This is a genomic window from Streptomyces sp. NPDC107522, from assembly GCF_055657525.1.
The window spans coordinates 132,277-145,538 of sequence record NZ_JBVKAU010000015.1; the positions used below are offsets into that span (position 1 = coordinate 132,277).

Here is a 13,262-nt window from a genome sequence, read left to right on the forward strand (position 1 = left end):
CCGCGGGGCCCTCCGGGCGCAGAAGCGGGTCGGCGGGTCAGACGTAGAAGCGGGCCACCGACTCGGCCACGCAGACCGGCTTGTCCCCGCCCTCGCGCTCCACGGTGTACGCGACGGTCAGCTGGGCGCCGCCGGGGACGTCCTCGACGTTGCTGATCTTCGCGGTCGCGCGCAGCCGGGAGCCGACCGGCACGGGGGCGGGGAAACGGACCTTGTTGGTGCCGTAGTTGACGCCCATCTTCACGCCCTCGACCTGCATCAGCTGGGGGCCGAAGAGGGGCACCAGCGACAGGGTCAGGTACCCGTGCGCGATGGTGGTCCCGAAGGGCCCGGCGGCCGCCTTCTCCGGGTCGACGTGGATCCACTGATGGTCGCCGGTGGCCTCGGCGAACAGGTCGATCCGCTTCTGGTCGATCTCCAGCCAGTCGGTGTACCCCAGCTGCTCGCCCACCGCCGCCTTCAGGTCGTCGACGGACGTGAAGATCCTCGGCTCTGCCATGTTCCCGGCCTCTCGCGTCGCGGTCCCGCATATGTCTAAGCGACTGCTTAGCATGGTCGGGTGCGCGGCTTATGTCAACGGAACGGGCGTGCGACGCGGTCGGTAGGCTCTGAGGGGTGCCCCAGATCCCCGAGAAGATCCACGAGCTGACCGTCGGCCAGCTGTCGGCGCGCAGTGGCGCCGCCGTCTCCGCCCTGCACTTCTACGAGTCCAAGGGCCTGATCAGCAGCCGCCGCACCTCCGGCAACCAGCGCCGGTACACCCGTGACACCCTCCGCCGGGTCGCCTTCGTCCGGGCCGCGCAACGCGTCGGCATCCCGCTGGCCACGATCCGCGAGGCCCTCGCCGAACTTCCCGAGGAGCGCACGCCCACGCACGAGGACTGGGCCCGCCTGTCGGAGGCGTGGCGCTCGGAACTCGACGAACGCATCAAGCAACTCAACCGCCTCCGCGACCACTTGACCGACTGCATCGGCTGCGGCTGCCTGTCCCTGGACACGTGCGTCCTCTCCAACCCGGACGATGTGTTCGGCGAACGGCTTACGGGGTCGCGGCTGATGGTGGAGCAAGGGGGAGGCCGGGGGAAGGGGAACTCGGGGAGGGGCGGGAAGCGGGAGCGGGAGCAGGCGACCGAGGACTGCTGCTAGTCGCTGCGCCTGCTTGGGCTGGTGGGTTCGCCTATGAGCTCGGGGCCTCGGGTCGGCGGCGGCTGCGGGTAGTGCGTGCCTGGTCGCGCAGTTCCCCGCGCCCCTTGGGGCGCTGCAGCGCGACCGACTGCCCAGCTGAGCCCCGCAGCCTGCGCCACCCCGGCCACGACCCCTCGGGCCACCCTGCCCCCGAAGCCTCCCGCGGCTGTCCCCGAGCCTGCGGCCCCGGCCTTCCGCCACTCTGGCCACACGGCTTCGGGCCCCTCTGGCCGCGGCCTTCGGCCGCCCCGGCCCCGCAGCCTCCGGCCGCCCCGCCCACCCAGCCTGCGGGCAGTCGTGCCGCTGGGGCGGCGCCCGTCCCAAAGAGGCCGGCACCCGGCCGGCGCCGGTGAGCGGTCCCCCCGCACCAGCACCGGGTCCCGCTCAGCCCCGCTCACTCGTACTCGGTCCCGCCCTTCCGTGTCAGATACGCCGGACTGACCGCCTTGGCGATCGCCCGCCCCCCGGTCACCGGGCTGTACCGCTCGGCAGCCGGCCGTATCACCACACCCTCCCGGAGATGCAGCTCCCGCCCCGAGACGGTTTCCCGCCCCGTGGCGACCTCCAGTACCCGCTCGATGTCGTACGGTCCCTCGAACAGCCGTGGAACCAGAGGCAGTTCCCCCCGCAGCACCTCTGCCGCGTCCAGCCACTCCACACGACCGTCGATCTCCGCGGACACGTCGAACACCGCGTACCCCAGCGTGTCCCGCCGTCCGTCCGCCCCGTACGTCAGGTCCTGCACCCCCGCCCCGAACACCTCCCCGAAGATCCCGACCCGCCGAGCTCCCAACCGCTCGGCCACCCGAGCGGCGACCTCGGCGACACCGTGCCCCCGAACAGCCCGCCAGTACAGATTGCGCGGGTCCTCCTTCAGCGCCAGCGACTTCGCCCCGAAGCCCTTGGAGGACACGTACACCCGCTCCTCGTCGGCGACATACGTCAGCAGGCACGCCGACCCGTGCAGCTTCTCGGTCAGCACCACCGGCTCACCCGGCGCGAAGATGTCCGGATACCGCTGGATGTTCTCGATGTCGACCCAGGGCAGCAGATCCGGCGCCGACTCCACGTCGCCGGACATCGTGGGCGGGATCGGCGGCACCCACTTGGTGATCCCGAGTACCTCGGCGAAGTCGGCGCCCTCCGCCGCCGCCCGCGCCAGATCGACGTCGGACAGCGCCTTCGGCCGGCACACGATCCCCTGCGACAGCTCACCTCGCAGCCGCACCGCCTTCACCCGGTCGGCCCCGCTCCCCGCCAGCCGCCCGGTCAGCCCGAGTTCCTCGATCAGCTCGGCAGGCAGCACGGACTGCTCGGGGATGTATACGGCGGCCTCACCGGTGCGGTACGCGCCCTTGGCGACGACGGCCCGGTACAGACCCACCTGGGCCAGCTCCAGCGCATCGGCGTTCGGATGCTTGTGGACGGTCAGCACTTCGGCAGTGACGCGCAGCGTCGACATCGGGACTCCTCGGTCTTTCTCAGGCCTTCTCAGGTGTGTTTCATCGCCCCCAACTGTCCGGGCGGGAATGGGCTGGAGCGACCGTATTAGCGGCTGGTATCGTCGCGATCTTCGGCCGGCGGCACGCCGCCGCGCACGGAGTCCTGACGGGGTCGACTTCCATGCCCTCACCTGCCCTTGCCGCAGCCCTCGCGGACATCGACACGATCTTCAACGGGTTCGCCAGTCCAACGGAGACCGGCTGTGAGCGGTGCTTCCACCCGGAGGAGACGGCGTATCTGCGCACGCCGTACCGGCGCGTGCCCACCGACCTGGTCCGCAGGTTCGTCTTCAAGGTCCCGGGTCACTTCGAGGACCACGCCGCCGTGATGCGGCGCCTGCTGCCGCAGGCCGCGCATGCGATGGCCGAGGGGACGCTGGACGACATCGGCTACGGACATCACGGGTTGAGCCGGGTCGACTGGCGCGCCTGGCCCGCGGAGCAGGCGGCCGCCATCGAGGCCTTCGTGTACGCCTGGTGGCAGGACGTCCTCATGACGCCCGAGCCGCCGTACCCCATCGCCGATGTCTTCGAGACCTGCGCCCTGATCCTCGGAACCATGACTCCGCTGCTCGACCGCTGGGACAGTCAGCCCGTGCCCGACGCCCATCTCGCGACCTGCGCGGCGACGTGGCTGTACGACCTGGACTCCGACGCCTCACCGTTCAGCTGGTGGGACCAAGACGACGATGCCCCCGTCATCGCGGAGCTCCAGTCCTGGCTCACCCGGCACGCCCCCGCCCGCCTCCGCGCCCAAGACGAGCCCGACCTCGCCACGCGCACCGAACTCCTCGCCCTGCCCTACGACGAGCGCTGGTCCCACCCGTACTGGACCAGCCCCTCGGCCACCAACTGAGCGTTCGACAAGGCCCGTTCCCCGTCCGGCAGGACCAGCGTGTCCTCCAGGCCGATGCGCGTCGCCAGCCCAAGCCGCCCCGCCAGCCGCAGCACCGGCCACGCACCCCCGTCCTCCCCGTGCAGCAGCACGGGGCGGCCGAACGCCGGACCGAGGTCGGTCAGCAGCGCACGCGCGGACTCCTCGGCCGTCTCCACGGACGTGTCCGTCACCTCCGCGAGTACGCGCAGCACCCTCGGACCCAGCGGCGAGGCCGCGAACCGCGCCGCCCCGTCCGTGCCGGACCAGATGCCCGCCTCCACGCCCACGCCCCGCTCCATCAGTGCCGCCGCCACCTGCTCCGCGCCCGGCTCGTGCCAGTTGACCGAGGCGTGGTCCGGCAGCACCGTCCAGGTCCGGATGCGCTCCAGGCGGGCCATCGGGTCGGGTTCGGTCCAGGCGCCCGTGGTCACTCCCACCGGCGCTGACACCCGCGCTCGTATCGCCTCCAGCGTCGGCGCGACGACGCGCGGCGACAGACTGTCCTGTCCGCAGGGGGTCTTGGGGTGTACGTGGATGTCCATGGCCCCGGCCGCCACGGCCGCGGCCGCGGAGTCGGCCATCGCCTCCGGCGATACCGGCACCTGCGCACCGTCGGCGGCCCCTCGGGGCCCGTTGAGACACACCTGGATCATGTCTCGATGGTGTCAGCCGACACTGACAACGGCACCGGCGAAAGACCTCAGGTCGAAAAGGGGGTGCGGCATCCCCGGCGCACCCCCGTCGTACTAGGCGGACACGAGCAGTCGCCGTTCGCGCCGCGACGCCGCCAGCGCTTCGGGCGTGAGAACCGGACGCGGCACCACGATTCCGCAGCCCGTGCAGACCGGACCCGACGACGGTTCATGGGCCAGGTCGTACTTCCAGATCAGCCGCTCCCCGCCGCACACCGGGCACTCCGAACCCGGTTCGCGCTCCAACGCGGAGATCAGCCGGCGCAGCACCTCGGCCAGCGGTTCATGCGGGTGGACCCGGGGATCGTCGCACCAGGCGACTCCGAAACCGCCCCAGGTCAGCCGGTGCCAGTCGTCCACAGTGCCCGGCCTGCGCAGTCCGTCGTGCTTCTCCCTCTTGCGCCGCTCGGCGAACTCGACCTCATAGGCCAGCCAGACCGAACGCGCCTCCTCCAACTCGTCCAACGCGGCCACGAGCCGCGCCGGATCGGGGGACCGGTCCTCCGGACCGAACCCTGCCCGGGAACACAAGTGGTCCCAGGTCGCCCTGTGCCCGTAAGGAGCGAACCGCTCAAGGCACTTACGCAGCGAGTAGCGCCGCAGCGCGAGATCGCACCGCGGATCGCGCACCTGTCTCGCCAGACTCCGGAAACCGGCCATCGCCCTGCACCTCCGTCACACCTGCACCTGTACTTCGGTCACTTCGGCGTCGCCGCACGGACTTCGCGCGACGTTGACGAATAGACGTATCGACAAGCGATTCGGCTCCATCCGATTTCCGATGACCTCCAACGCGGATCTTGGTGACTCCAAAAAGTGACGCATGTTCACCTTCAATCCCGGGGATACCGCCGGTAACATCCCGGCCCACCCTCGTCGGTAGGAGCTGCCATGCCACGGCGTACCCCACGCAACGCCCCAGCCGGACTGAGAACTCCCGGCAGATTCCCCGGGTTCCTGAAGACCGCATCCGTATGCGCGCTCATTGCCGGTCTTTTGTCGCCACTTTCCCAAGCGGTGGCCGCGCCCGCGGAAGCGGCGACCGAGGCGACGGCCGCCGACGACTACTGCGGCAACCAGTGCTCCGACATCCTGCCGCCGGGCCAGAACGGCAACGCCACCCTCGCCCAGATCCTGCTCAACCAGGCTTTCGGCAGCATGCCCGAGCACGCCTCGGACCAGCTGGGCCCCTACGCCAACCTGGCCAAGGGCTACTCGGGTCTCACCAACGCGACGATCAACACCTTCTTCAACGACGCCTCGTTCGGCGTCCCCTCCGACCAAGTCGCCTCCACCGTGAAGCCCGCGGGCCGCAGCGACGTGACGATCGTCCGTGACAAGAAGACGGGCGTACCGCACATCACCGGTACCACCAGATACGGCACGGAGTTCGGCGCCGGCTATGCGGCCGCCCAGGACCGGCTGTGGCTGATGGACGTCTTCCGGCATGTCGGACGCGGTCAGCTGACGTCCTTCGCGGGCGGCGCGCCCTCCAACCAGGGTCTGGAACAGCAGTTCTGGCGCAACGCGCCCTACACCGAGGCCGATCTCCAGGCCCAGATCGACAACGCCGTCGCCAACAACGGCGAACGCGGTCAGCTGGCCCTCGCCGACGCCAAGGCCTACCTCGACGGCATCAACGCCTACATAGACGCCTCCGACAGCGGCCGTTACTTCCCCGGCGAATACGTCCTGACCGGCCACAAGGACTCGGTCACCAACGCCGGCACCATCGAGCACTTCAAGATCACCGACCTGGTCGCCCTGGGCTCCGTCATCGGCGCACTGTTCGGCTCCGGAGGCGGCGGCGAGGTCAACAACGCGATCTCCCTGCTCGCCGCCCAGGAGAAGTACGGCGTCGCCGAGGGCACCAAGCTCTGGGAGTCGTTCCGCGAGCGCAACGACCCCGAAGCGGTCGTCACCGTCCACGACAAGAGCTTCCCGTACGCCACCAAGCCCGCCGACCCGCAGGGCGAGGCCCTGCCCGACGCCGGCTCGGTGAGCGAGGAACAGCTCGTCCACGACCGTACGGGCAGCGCGGCCGGTACCGCCGCGACCGGCGCCTCGCGCACGGCGGCCAAGACCGCCACGACCTCCGCCAAGCGGGGCATGTCCAACGCCCTCGTGGTGAGCGGCAAGCACACCGCCAGCGGCCACCCGGTCGCCGTCTTCGGCCCGCAGACCGGCTACTTCGCGCCCCAGCTCCTCCTGCTCCAGGAGATCCAGGGACCGGGCATCAGCGCCCGAGGCGCCTCCTTCGCCGGCCTGAGCATGTACGTCGAGCTGGGCCGCGGCCAGGACTACTCGTGGAGCGCCACGACCTCCGGCCAGGACATCATCGACACCTACGCCGTCGAGCTGTGCCAGGACGACTACCACTACCTCTACCGCGGCACCTGCACGGCGATGGACAAGGTCGAGCAGAAGAACGCCTGGAAGCCGACCACCGCCGACAGCACCCCCGAGGGCTCGTACACGATGCGCGTCTGGCGCACGAAGTACGGTCCCGTCACGCACCGCGCGACCGTCGGCGGCAAGAAGGTCGCCTACACCACCCTGCGCTCGTCCTACCTGCACGAGGCCGACTCGATCATCGGCTTCCAGATGCTGAACGACCCGGACTACGTCAAGGGCCCGGAGGACTTCCAGAAGGCGGTCCAGCACATCAACTACACCTTCAACTGGTTCTACGCCGACTCCGAGCACACCGCCTACTACAACAGCGGCGACAACCCCGTCCGCGCGAACGGCGTCGACGCGGAGTTCCCGGTGTGGGCGCAGTCGGCGTACGAGTGGCGGGGCTGGGACCCGGCGACGAACACGGCGCAGTACACCCCGTCCTCGGCCCACCCCAACTCCATCGACCAGGACTACTACATCTCCTGGAACAACAAACAGGCCAAGGACTACACGACCGCGCCGTGGGGCGACGGCTCGGTCCACCGCGGCAACCTGCTGGAGAACCGGGTGAAGAAACTCGTCGCCGCGGGCGGTGTGACCCGGGCCTCGCTGGTGAAGGCCATGGCGGACGCGGGGCTGGCCGACCTGCGGGCCGAGGACGTACTCCCGGATCTGCTCAAGGTCGTCAACAGCTCGACCGTGACCGACTCCACGGCCGCGGCGGCGGTGAGCAAGCTCCAGGCCTGGGTGTCCGCGGGCGGCAAGCGCACCGAGACGTCGGCCGGGTCGAAGACGTACGCCAACGCCGACGCGATCCGCATCCTGGACGCGTGGTGGCCGCTGCTGGTGAAGGCGGAGTTCGAACCGGGCCTCGGCAGCGAGCTGTACGCCGCGATGACGAACAACCTGCCCATCGACGAGTCCCCCTCGGCCGGGCACGGCCCGACCGGCTCGCACGCCGGAAGCTCCTTCCAGTACGGCTGGTGGAGCTATGTCGACAAGGACATCAGGGCCGTACTCGGTGAGTCGGTCCAGGGTCCGCTCGACCGGAAGTACTGCGGCGGGGGCAGCCTCAGTGCCTGCCGGGACATCCTGATCAGCACCGTGAAGGAGGCGGCCGGCAAGACCGCCGCCCAGGTCTACCCCGGCGACGACCAGTGCTCGGCGGGCGACCAGTGGTGCGCCGACTCGATCGTCCAGCGCACCCTGGGCGGCATCAAGCACGGCAGGATCAGCTGGCAGAACCGGCCGACGTATCAGCAGGTCGTGGAGTTCACGTCACACAGGTGACGGGTGTCAGGTGAGTGGTTGGCGGCGGGTCACTCGATGCGGCCCGCCGCCAGCACCACCTGTGCCAGTTCCCGGTGCAGGATGTCGCTGTGCGCGCCCGCCGGCGGCCCGCCACGCCGTACGACAGCCGCCGCGTCGATGTTCACGCACCCCGACGTCGGCAGGGGCGCCGTCAGCGCGTCGGCCAGCTTCAGTGACCGCGTGCCCGCAACCGCCTGCACCCCGTCGTGCCCCATGGCACCCCACTTGGCGCCCAGCATCCGGCCGATGTCCAGGGCCGCGACCCCGCGCGAGTCCCCCGCCATGCGGGAGGCCAGCGGATACATCGTGGACAGCGCCGAGTCGTGCCGCGAGTAGCAGCACACCAGCGGTCCGTCGATACGGTTGTGCTGGCCCTCCAGCACACCGCCCGCACGGGCGTCGTGCGGCAGCCGCGAGGCGAACGCGTAGTGCGAGAAGGCGCCTTGGAGCAGCGTCACGGACTTCACCGCGCGCACGCCCTTCGGCAGTCCCCGCAACGCGAACGACACCAGCCGCGCACCGAAGCTGTGCCCGACCAGATGCACCCGCACCTCGGGCTCCCGCGCGGCCAGCTGCCCGACCACCCGGCCGAGCCCGCGCTCACCGACCGTGCCCGCGCGCCGCTTCATGGCGTAGTACGTCGCCTGCCGCAGCAGCTCGTGCGCACCCTCCCACGGGTTCGGCAGCGAGAACGAGGCCGCACCGTCCGGCGCACCGTCGGGTGCCTCCAGATGCGTCAGCGCCTGCGCGAACTCCTCGCACAGGGCGGCCGTCGACCCCGAGAACATGTCCGGCTCGTTCTGCGGCACGCCCCCCGCCAGCGTGTCCGCCGCGAACAGCGCCTGCGGCCCCGGCGGCACGACGTCCACCAGCAGCCGTAGCAGCCGCCCGAACTCCTCCAACTCGGCCTCCTCGCGCGGCTGCTGGTCCAGCATCCGCGCGATCTGGTCGATCACGGTGGCCCGCCCCGGGAACGTCTCCAGCAGCGCGTGCCGCGTGTCCTTGTCCAGCACCGGCCGACGCGGCATCTCGGCCGCCACGGCCCGCGGGAAGTCCGGAATCGGCTCGTCCGAGAACCGCATCGACGGCCAGACCACGCCCACGTACCCGATCTTCGCCGTCGGCGCGAGCTGCGGGACCGGCGCGAAGAAGCGGTCGTAGAGCCGGGTCGCGCCCGAGCGGTCGCTGTTCCAGCCGTGCGCGAAGACGATCAGGTCACGGACGTGGTGCTGCGCCACCCCGGCCAGCAGCCGGTCCCGCTTGCCCGCGTCCGGATCGCCGTCCGCGTCGAAGGTCAGCTCCCAGTAGGGAGTCACGCTCACTGCCGGATCCGCCATGACAGGCCCCCTCGTCCCCCGAAGTGGTGCGACACGGGCGCATCGTCCTGCTAACGGGCGTGATTGGCCATACGTCGTCACTCATCCGGGTTGCGGATTCGCGGCGGTCATTTGTACAGCAGGTACTCCTTGCGCATCCGCCGGAACGCCGCCAGCTCCTGCTGCCAGCCCGCGACCACCTCGTCGGTGCTCGCGCCCGCGTCGATCATCGTGCGTACCTGGGTGGAGCCGGTGAGCTTGTCGATCCAGTTGTCGGAGCGCCAACCGAAGCCGCTCCAGACCCGCTTGGCGGTCACCAGCAGGGCGATCCCGGTACGGACGGGGTCGTACGCGGCGCGGTCGTGCAGATGGATCTGTACGCCGCCGATGGTCTTGCCCTGGAACTTCGAGAACGTCGGCGCGAAGTAGGCCTCCCTGAAGTGCACGCCGGGGAGGGCGAGTTCGTTCGCGGCCGCCGCCCAGCGTCCGTCGATGCCTTCCGCGCCGAGCAGTTCGAAGGGGCGGGTGGTGCCGCGTCCCTCCGAGAGGTTCGTGCCCTCGAAGAGACAGGTGCCCGAGTACACGAGGGCGGTGTCCGGCGTCGGCATGTTCGGGCTCGGCGGCACCCAGGGCAGGCCGGAGGCGTCGTAGAAGTCGGACCGCCGCCAGCCCGTCATCCGCACGGTCTCCAGCGGCACCGGCGCGGTGAGGAACTCCCCGTTGAAGAGGTGGGCCAGTTCCGCGACCGTCATTCCGTGCGCCTGCGAGATCGGTTGGCGGCCGACGAAAGTGGCGAACTCCTTGTGCAGGACGGGGCCTTGCGCCGCTCGTCCGGTCACCGGGTTCGGGCGGTCCAGTACGACGAAGCGCTTGCCGGCCAGCTGGGCCGCCTCCATGCAGTCGTAGAGGGTCCAGATGTACGTGTAGAAGCGTGCGCCCACGTCCTGGATGTCGAAGACGATCGTGTCGACGCCGGAGGCGGTGAAGATGTCGGCGAGGGGACGGCCGCTCTTGAGGTACGTGTCGTAGACGGGCAGGCCCGTCGCCGGGTCGTCGTAGCGGCCTTCCGAGCCGCCTGCCTGGGCGGTGCCGCGGAAGCCGTGTTCGGGGCCGAAGACGGCGATGAGGTTCACGCGATCGTCGGCGTGCATGACGTCGACGATGTGGCGGACGTCGCGGGTCACGCCGGTGGGATTGGTGACGATTCCGACGCGCCGGCCGTCCAGGAGTGCGTAGCCTTCGGCGGAGAGTCGCTCGAAGCCGGTTTGCGTGCGGCGCTGGGCGGCGGAGGCGGGGGGTGTGGCCGAGAAGGATGCTGCTGCCGTTGTCGCTGCGAGGAGGGCTCGTCTGGATAGGCGCATGGGGGGCACGGTATTGCTCCCGCAGGTTGTGGGGAAGGTGCCGGTAGTTCGTGGCTTGTCGCGCAGTTCCCCGCGCCCCTCGGGGCATGGCAGTTGCCCTTCCCTGGTACATACCGACCGGTTAGTCTGGCCCTCGTAGGTGAGCCGCAGTCGAAGGAGACCGATGGTGGAAGCCGTTCAAGGTGCAGGTGTGGTCGTCACGGGGGCCGGTGGCGGTATAGGCGCAGCCCTTGCTCGCCGCTTCGCCACCGAAGGGGCCCGGGTCGTTGTCAACGACCTGGATGCGGGGAAGGCCGAGAAGGTCGCCGGCGAGATCGGCGGTATCGCGGTCCCCGGGGACGCCTCCGCCATCGTCGGCGACGCCCGGGACGCCCTCGGCGGTACCGTCGACGTCTACTGCGCGAACGCCGGTGTCGCCTTCGGCGGGCCGGACGCGGCCGATCTCGCCGACGAGAAGGCGTGGTCGCTGTCCTGGGACGTCAACGTCATGGCACACGTGCGTGCCGCCAATGAGCTGCTCCCGGACTGGCTGGAGCGTGGCAGTGGGCGCTTCGTCTCCACCGTTTCCGCCGCCGGGCTGCTCACGATGATCGGCGCCGCCCCCTACGCCGTCACCAAGCACGGCGCCTACGCCTTCGCCGAGTACCTCTCGCTGACGTACCGCCACCGCGGCCTGAGGGTGCACGCCATCTGTCCGCAGGGCGTGCGCACCGACATGCTGGACGCCACCGGCAGTGCGGGCGACCTCGTGCTGAAGCCCACCGCCATCGCGCCGGAGGACGTGGCGGACGCCCTGTTCAAGGGCATGGCGGAGGACCGCTTCCTGATCCTGCCGCATCCCGAGGTCGCCGATTACTACCAGGCGCGGGCCGCCGACCCCGACCGCTGGCTGACCGGCATGAACCACCTCCAGCAGAAGTGGGAGGAGGCCCGATGACCGACTCCCGCTACGCCGCCAAGCCCTGGCTGGCCCTGCTCAGCGACGCCCAGCGCGCCCCCATCGAGCCCGAGGACTCCCTGGTGCACGCCCTGCGCCGGGCCGCCGCCGAGGCGCCGGAGCGCAGCTTCCTCGCCTACTTCGACGGCCGCCTGAGCTACCGCGAGGTCGACGAGCTCAGTGACTCCGTCGCCGGGCACCTGGCCGCCCGTGGTCTGGAGCGCGGCGACCGGGTGGCGATCCTGCTGCAGAACTCCCCGCACTTCGTGCTCGCCCTGCTCGGCGCCTGGAAGGCCGGGGCGATCGTCGTGCCCGTCAACCCGATGTACAAGTCGGGGGAGGTCGCGCACGTCCTGCGGGACGGCGAGGTGGCCGCGCTGATCTGCTCCGACCGGGCCTGGGAGTCGTATCTGCGCGAGACGGCGGCCGACTCGCCGGTCCGGATCGTGCTCACCGGGTGCGAGCTGGATTTCCAGACGCGCAACGACGCGCGCGTGCTGAACTTCGAACGGCTGCCGCAGGCCGATGACGCCGACGACCTGACGGCCGTCGCCCGCGCCGGTCACAAGGCGCCCGAAGGACGCGACCCGGAGCCGTCCGGCATCGCGCTGATCAGCTACACCTCGGGCACCAGCGGCACGCCCAAGGGCGCCACCAACACGCACGGCAACATCATGTACAACTCCGAGCGGCAGCGGACCGGTCTGGAACTGCCCGACCCGCCCGTCTACTTCGCGCTGGCGCCCCTGTTCCACATCACCGGGATGGTCTGCCAGCTCGGCGCCTGTCTCGACAGCGCGGGGACGCTCGTGCTGGCGTACCGCTTCGAGGCCGGGGTCGTGCTCGACGCGTTCGCCGAGCACGGGCCGCACTACACCGTCGGCCCGTCGACCGCCTTCATGGCGCTGGCCGCGCACCCGGCCGTCACCCGCGACCACTTCGCCTCCTTCCGGATGATCTCCTCCGGCGGAGCCCCGCTGCCGCCGGCCCTGGTGGAGAAGTTCCGGGCCGGCTTCGGGCCGTACATCCGCAACGGCTACGGCCTCACCGAGTGCACCGCCCCCTGCGCCTCCGTCCCGCCCGGCCTGGAGGCCCCCGTCGACCCGGTCTCCGGGACGCTCGCCGTGGGCCTGCCCGGGCCCGACACGGTCGTACGGATCGTCGACGAGCAGGGCGCGGAGGTGCCGTTCGGCGAACAGGGCGAGATCGTCGTACGAGGGCCGCAGGTCATCCCGGGCTACTGGCGGCGCCCCGACGCCACCGCCGAGACCTTCCCCGACGGCGAGCTGCGCACCGGTGACATCGGCTTCATGGACGAGCAGGGCTGGCTGTACGTCGTCGACCGCAAGAAGGACATGATCAACGCGTCCGGCTTCAAGGTGTGGCCGCGCGAGGTCGAGGACGTGCTCTACACGCACCCTGCGGTGCGCGAGGCGGCCGTCGTCGGGGTGCCCGACGGGTACCGCGGGGAGACCGTCAAGGCGTACATCAGCCTCCGTCCGGGTGCGGAAACGGACCCCGACGCACTCGCCGCGTACTGCAGGGAGAGACTGGCCGCCTACAAATATCCGCGCCAGGTGGAGATCCTGCCCGACTTGCCCAAGACGGCAAGTGGGAAGATCCTCCGTCGGGAACTTCGTTCCCGTACGAACGACGGCTAGACGAACGACTGCGGACAGCA

Annotated in this window: 11 protein-coding genes; 5 read left to right on the forward strand and 6 right to left on the reverse strand. The window is 70.4% G+C overall.

Going from position 1 to position 13,262, the window contains the following annotated elements:
• Window positions 1-37: 37 nt before the first annotated feature.
• The gene (locus ACZ7L6_RS34285; RefSeq protein ID WP_471930763.1) at window positions 38-499 is read right to left on the reverse strand and encodes a MaoC family dehydratase; all 462 of its coding nucleotides are present in this window, start codon (window positions 497-499) and stop codon (window positions 38-40) included.
• A gap of 116 nt (window positions 500-615) precedes the next feature.
• Here ACZ7L6_RS34285 and soxR point away from each other — a divergent pair, with 116 nt between their 5' ends.
• Window positions 616-1,146: a redox-sensitive transcriptional activator SoxR gene (gene soxR / locus ACZ7L6_RS34290; RefSeq protein WP_471930765.1), complete on the forward strand. Its 531-nt coding sequence runs from the start codon at window positions 616-618 to the stop codon at window positions 1,144-1,146.
• Between the two features lie 433 nt (window positions 1,147-1,579).
• On the opposite strand, the gene ACZ7L6_RS34295 is transcribed toward soxR, so the two are convergent.
• The gene (locus ACZ7L6_RS34295) at window positions 1,580-2,647 is read right to left on the reverse strand and encodes an RNA ligase (ATP) (protein ID WP_471930767.1); all 1,068 of its coding nucleotides are present in this window, start codon (window positions 2,645-2,647) and stop codon (window positions 1,580-1,582) included.
• 161 nt (window positions 2,648-2,808) lie between these two features.
• On the opposite strand from ACZ7L6_RS34295, the gene ACZ7L6_RS34300 reads away from it, so the two are divergent.
• Complete coding sequence (locus ACZ7L6_RS34300) at window positions 2,809-3,543, forward strand: hypothetical protein (RefSeq protein ID WP_471930769.1); 735 nt, start codon at window positions 2,809-2,811, stop codon at window positions 3,541-3,543.
• On the opposite strand, the gene ACZ7L6_RS34305 is transcribed toward ACZ7L6_RS34300, so the two are convergent.
• Both ACZ7L6_RS34305 and ACZ7L6_RS34310 read right to left on the reverse strand, forming a co-directional pair.
• Window positions 3,489-4,217, reverse strand: coding sequence for a 3-keto-5-aminohexanoate cleavage protein (locus tag ACZ7L6_RS34305; protein ID WP_471930771.1), 729 nt, complete (start codon window positions 4,215-4,217; stop codon window positions 3,489-3,491). The genes ACZ7L6_RS34300 and ACZ7L6_RS34305 overlap by 55 nt on opposite strands.
• A gap of 93 nt (window positions 4,218-4,310) precedes the next feature.
• Window positions 4,311-4,916 (reverse strand): hypothetical protein, encoded by a 606-nt coding sequence (locus ACZ7L6_RS34310; protein WP_471930773.1) that lies wholly within the window; start codon window positions 4,914-4,916, stop codon window positions 4,311-4,313.
• Window positions 4,917-5,147: 231 nt separating this feature from the next.
• Here ACZ7L6_RS34310 and ACZ7L6_RS34315 point away from each other — a divergent pair, with 231 nt between their 5' ends.
• On the forward strand, window positions 5,148-7,946 hold the full coding sequence (locus ACZ7L6_RS34315) for a penicillin acylase family protein (protein WP_471930775.1): 2,799 nt from the start codon (window positions 5,148-5,150) through the stop codon (window positions 7,944-7,946).
• Window positions 7,947-7,975: 29 nt separating this feature from the next.
• Here the strand turns inward: ACZ7L6_RS34315 and ACZ7L6_RS34320 are convergent, their stop codons facing one another.
• Window positions 7,976-9,304, reverse strand: coding sequence for a serine-threonine protein kinase (locus ACZ7L6_RS34320; protein ID WP_471930777.1), 1,329 nt, complete (start codon window positions 9,302-9,304; stop codon window positions 7,976-7,978).
• A gap of 107 nt (window positions 9,305-9,411) precedes the next feature.
• Window positions 9,412-10,644, reverse strand: a complete 1,233-nt coding sequence (locus tag ACZ7L6_RS34325) for an exo-beta-N-acetylmuramidase NamZ family protein (protein ID WP_471930779.1) — start codon at window positions 10,642-10,644, stop codon at window positions 9,412-9,414.
• A gap of 163 nt (window positions 10,645-10,807) precedes the next feature.
• Here ACZ7L6_RS34325 and ACZ7L6_RS34330 point away from each other — a divergent pair, with 163 nt between their 5' ends.
• Both ACZ7L6_RS34330 and ACZ7L6_RS34335 read left to right on the forward strand, forming a co-directional pair.
• Window positions 10,808-11,581 carry an SDR family oxidoreductase gene (locus ACZ7L6_RS34330; RefSeq protein WP_471930781.1) on the forward strand — a complete coding sequence of 258 codons (774 nt, stop codon included), beginning with the start codon at window positions 10,808-10,810 and terminating at the stop codon, window positions 11,579-11,581.
• The gene (locus tag ACZ7L6_RS34335; RefSeq protein WP_471930783.1) at window positions 11,578-13,242 is read left to right on the forward strand and encodes a class I adenylate-forming enzyme family protein; all 1,665 of its coding nucleotides are present in this window, start codon (window positions 11,578-11,580) and stop codon (window positions 13,240-13,242) included. The genes ACZ7L6_RS34330 and ACZ7L6_RS34335 overlap by 4 nt, the downstream gene beginning before the upstream one ends.
• The last annotated feature ends 20 nt before the right edge of the window (window positions 13,243-13,262 follow it).

Coding starts and splice junctions, on each gene's coding strand:
- ACZ7L6_RS34285 (WP_471930763.1), bottom strand. CDS start 499: ATGGCAGAGCCGAGGATCTTCACGTCCGTCGACGACCTGAAGGCGGCG.
- ACZ7L6_RS34295 (WP_471930767.1), bottom strand. CDS start 2,647: ATGTCGACGCTGCGCGTCACTGCCGAAGTGCTGACCGTCCACAAGCAT.
- ACZ7L6_RS34300 (WP_471930769.1), top strand. CDS start 2,809: ATGCCCTCACCTGCCCTTGCCGCAGCCCTCGCGGACATCGACACGATC.
- ACZ7L6_RS34305 (WP_471930771.1), bottom strand. CDS start 4,217: ATGATCCAGGTGTGTCTCAACGGGCCCCGAGGGGCCGCCGACGGTGCG.
- ACZ7L6_RS34310 (WP_471930773.1), bottom strand. CDS start 4,916: ATGGCCGGTTTCCGGAGTCTGGCGAGACAGGTGCGCGATCCGCGGTGC.
- ACZ7L6_RS34315 (WP_471930775.1), top strand. CDS start 5,148: ATGCCACGGCGTACCCCACGCAACGCCCCAGCCGGACTGAGAACTCCC.
- ACZ7L6_RS34320 (WP_471930777.1), bottom strand. CDS start 9,304: ATGGCGGATCCGGCAGTGAGCGTGACTCCCTACTGGGAGCTGACCTTC.
- ACZ7L6_RS34325 (WP_471930779.1), bottom strand. CDS start 10,644: ATGCGCCTATCCAGACGAGCCCTCCTCGCAGCGACAACGGCAGCAGCA.
- ACZ7L6_RS34330 (WP_471930781.1), top strand. CDS start 10,808: ATGGTGGAAGCCGTTCAAGGTGCAGGTGTGGTCGTCACGGGGGCCGGT.
- ACZ7L6_RS34335 (WP_471930783.1), top strand. CDS start 11,578: ATGACCGACTCCCGCTACGCCGCCAAGCCCTGGCTGGCCCTGCTCAGC.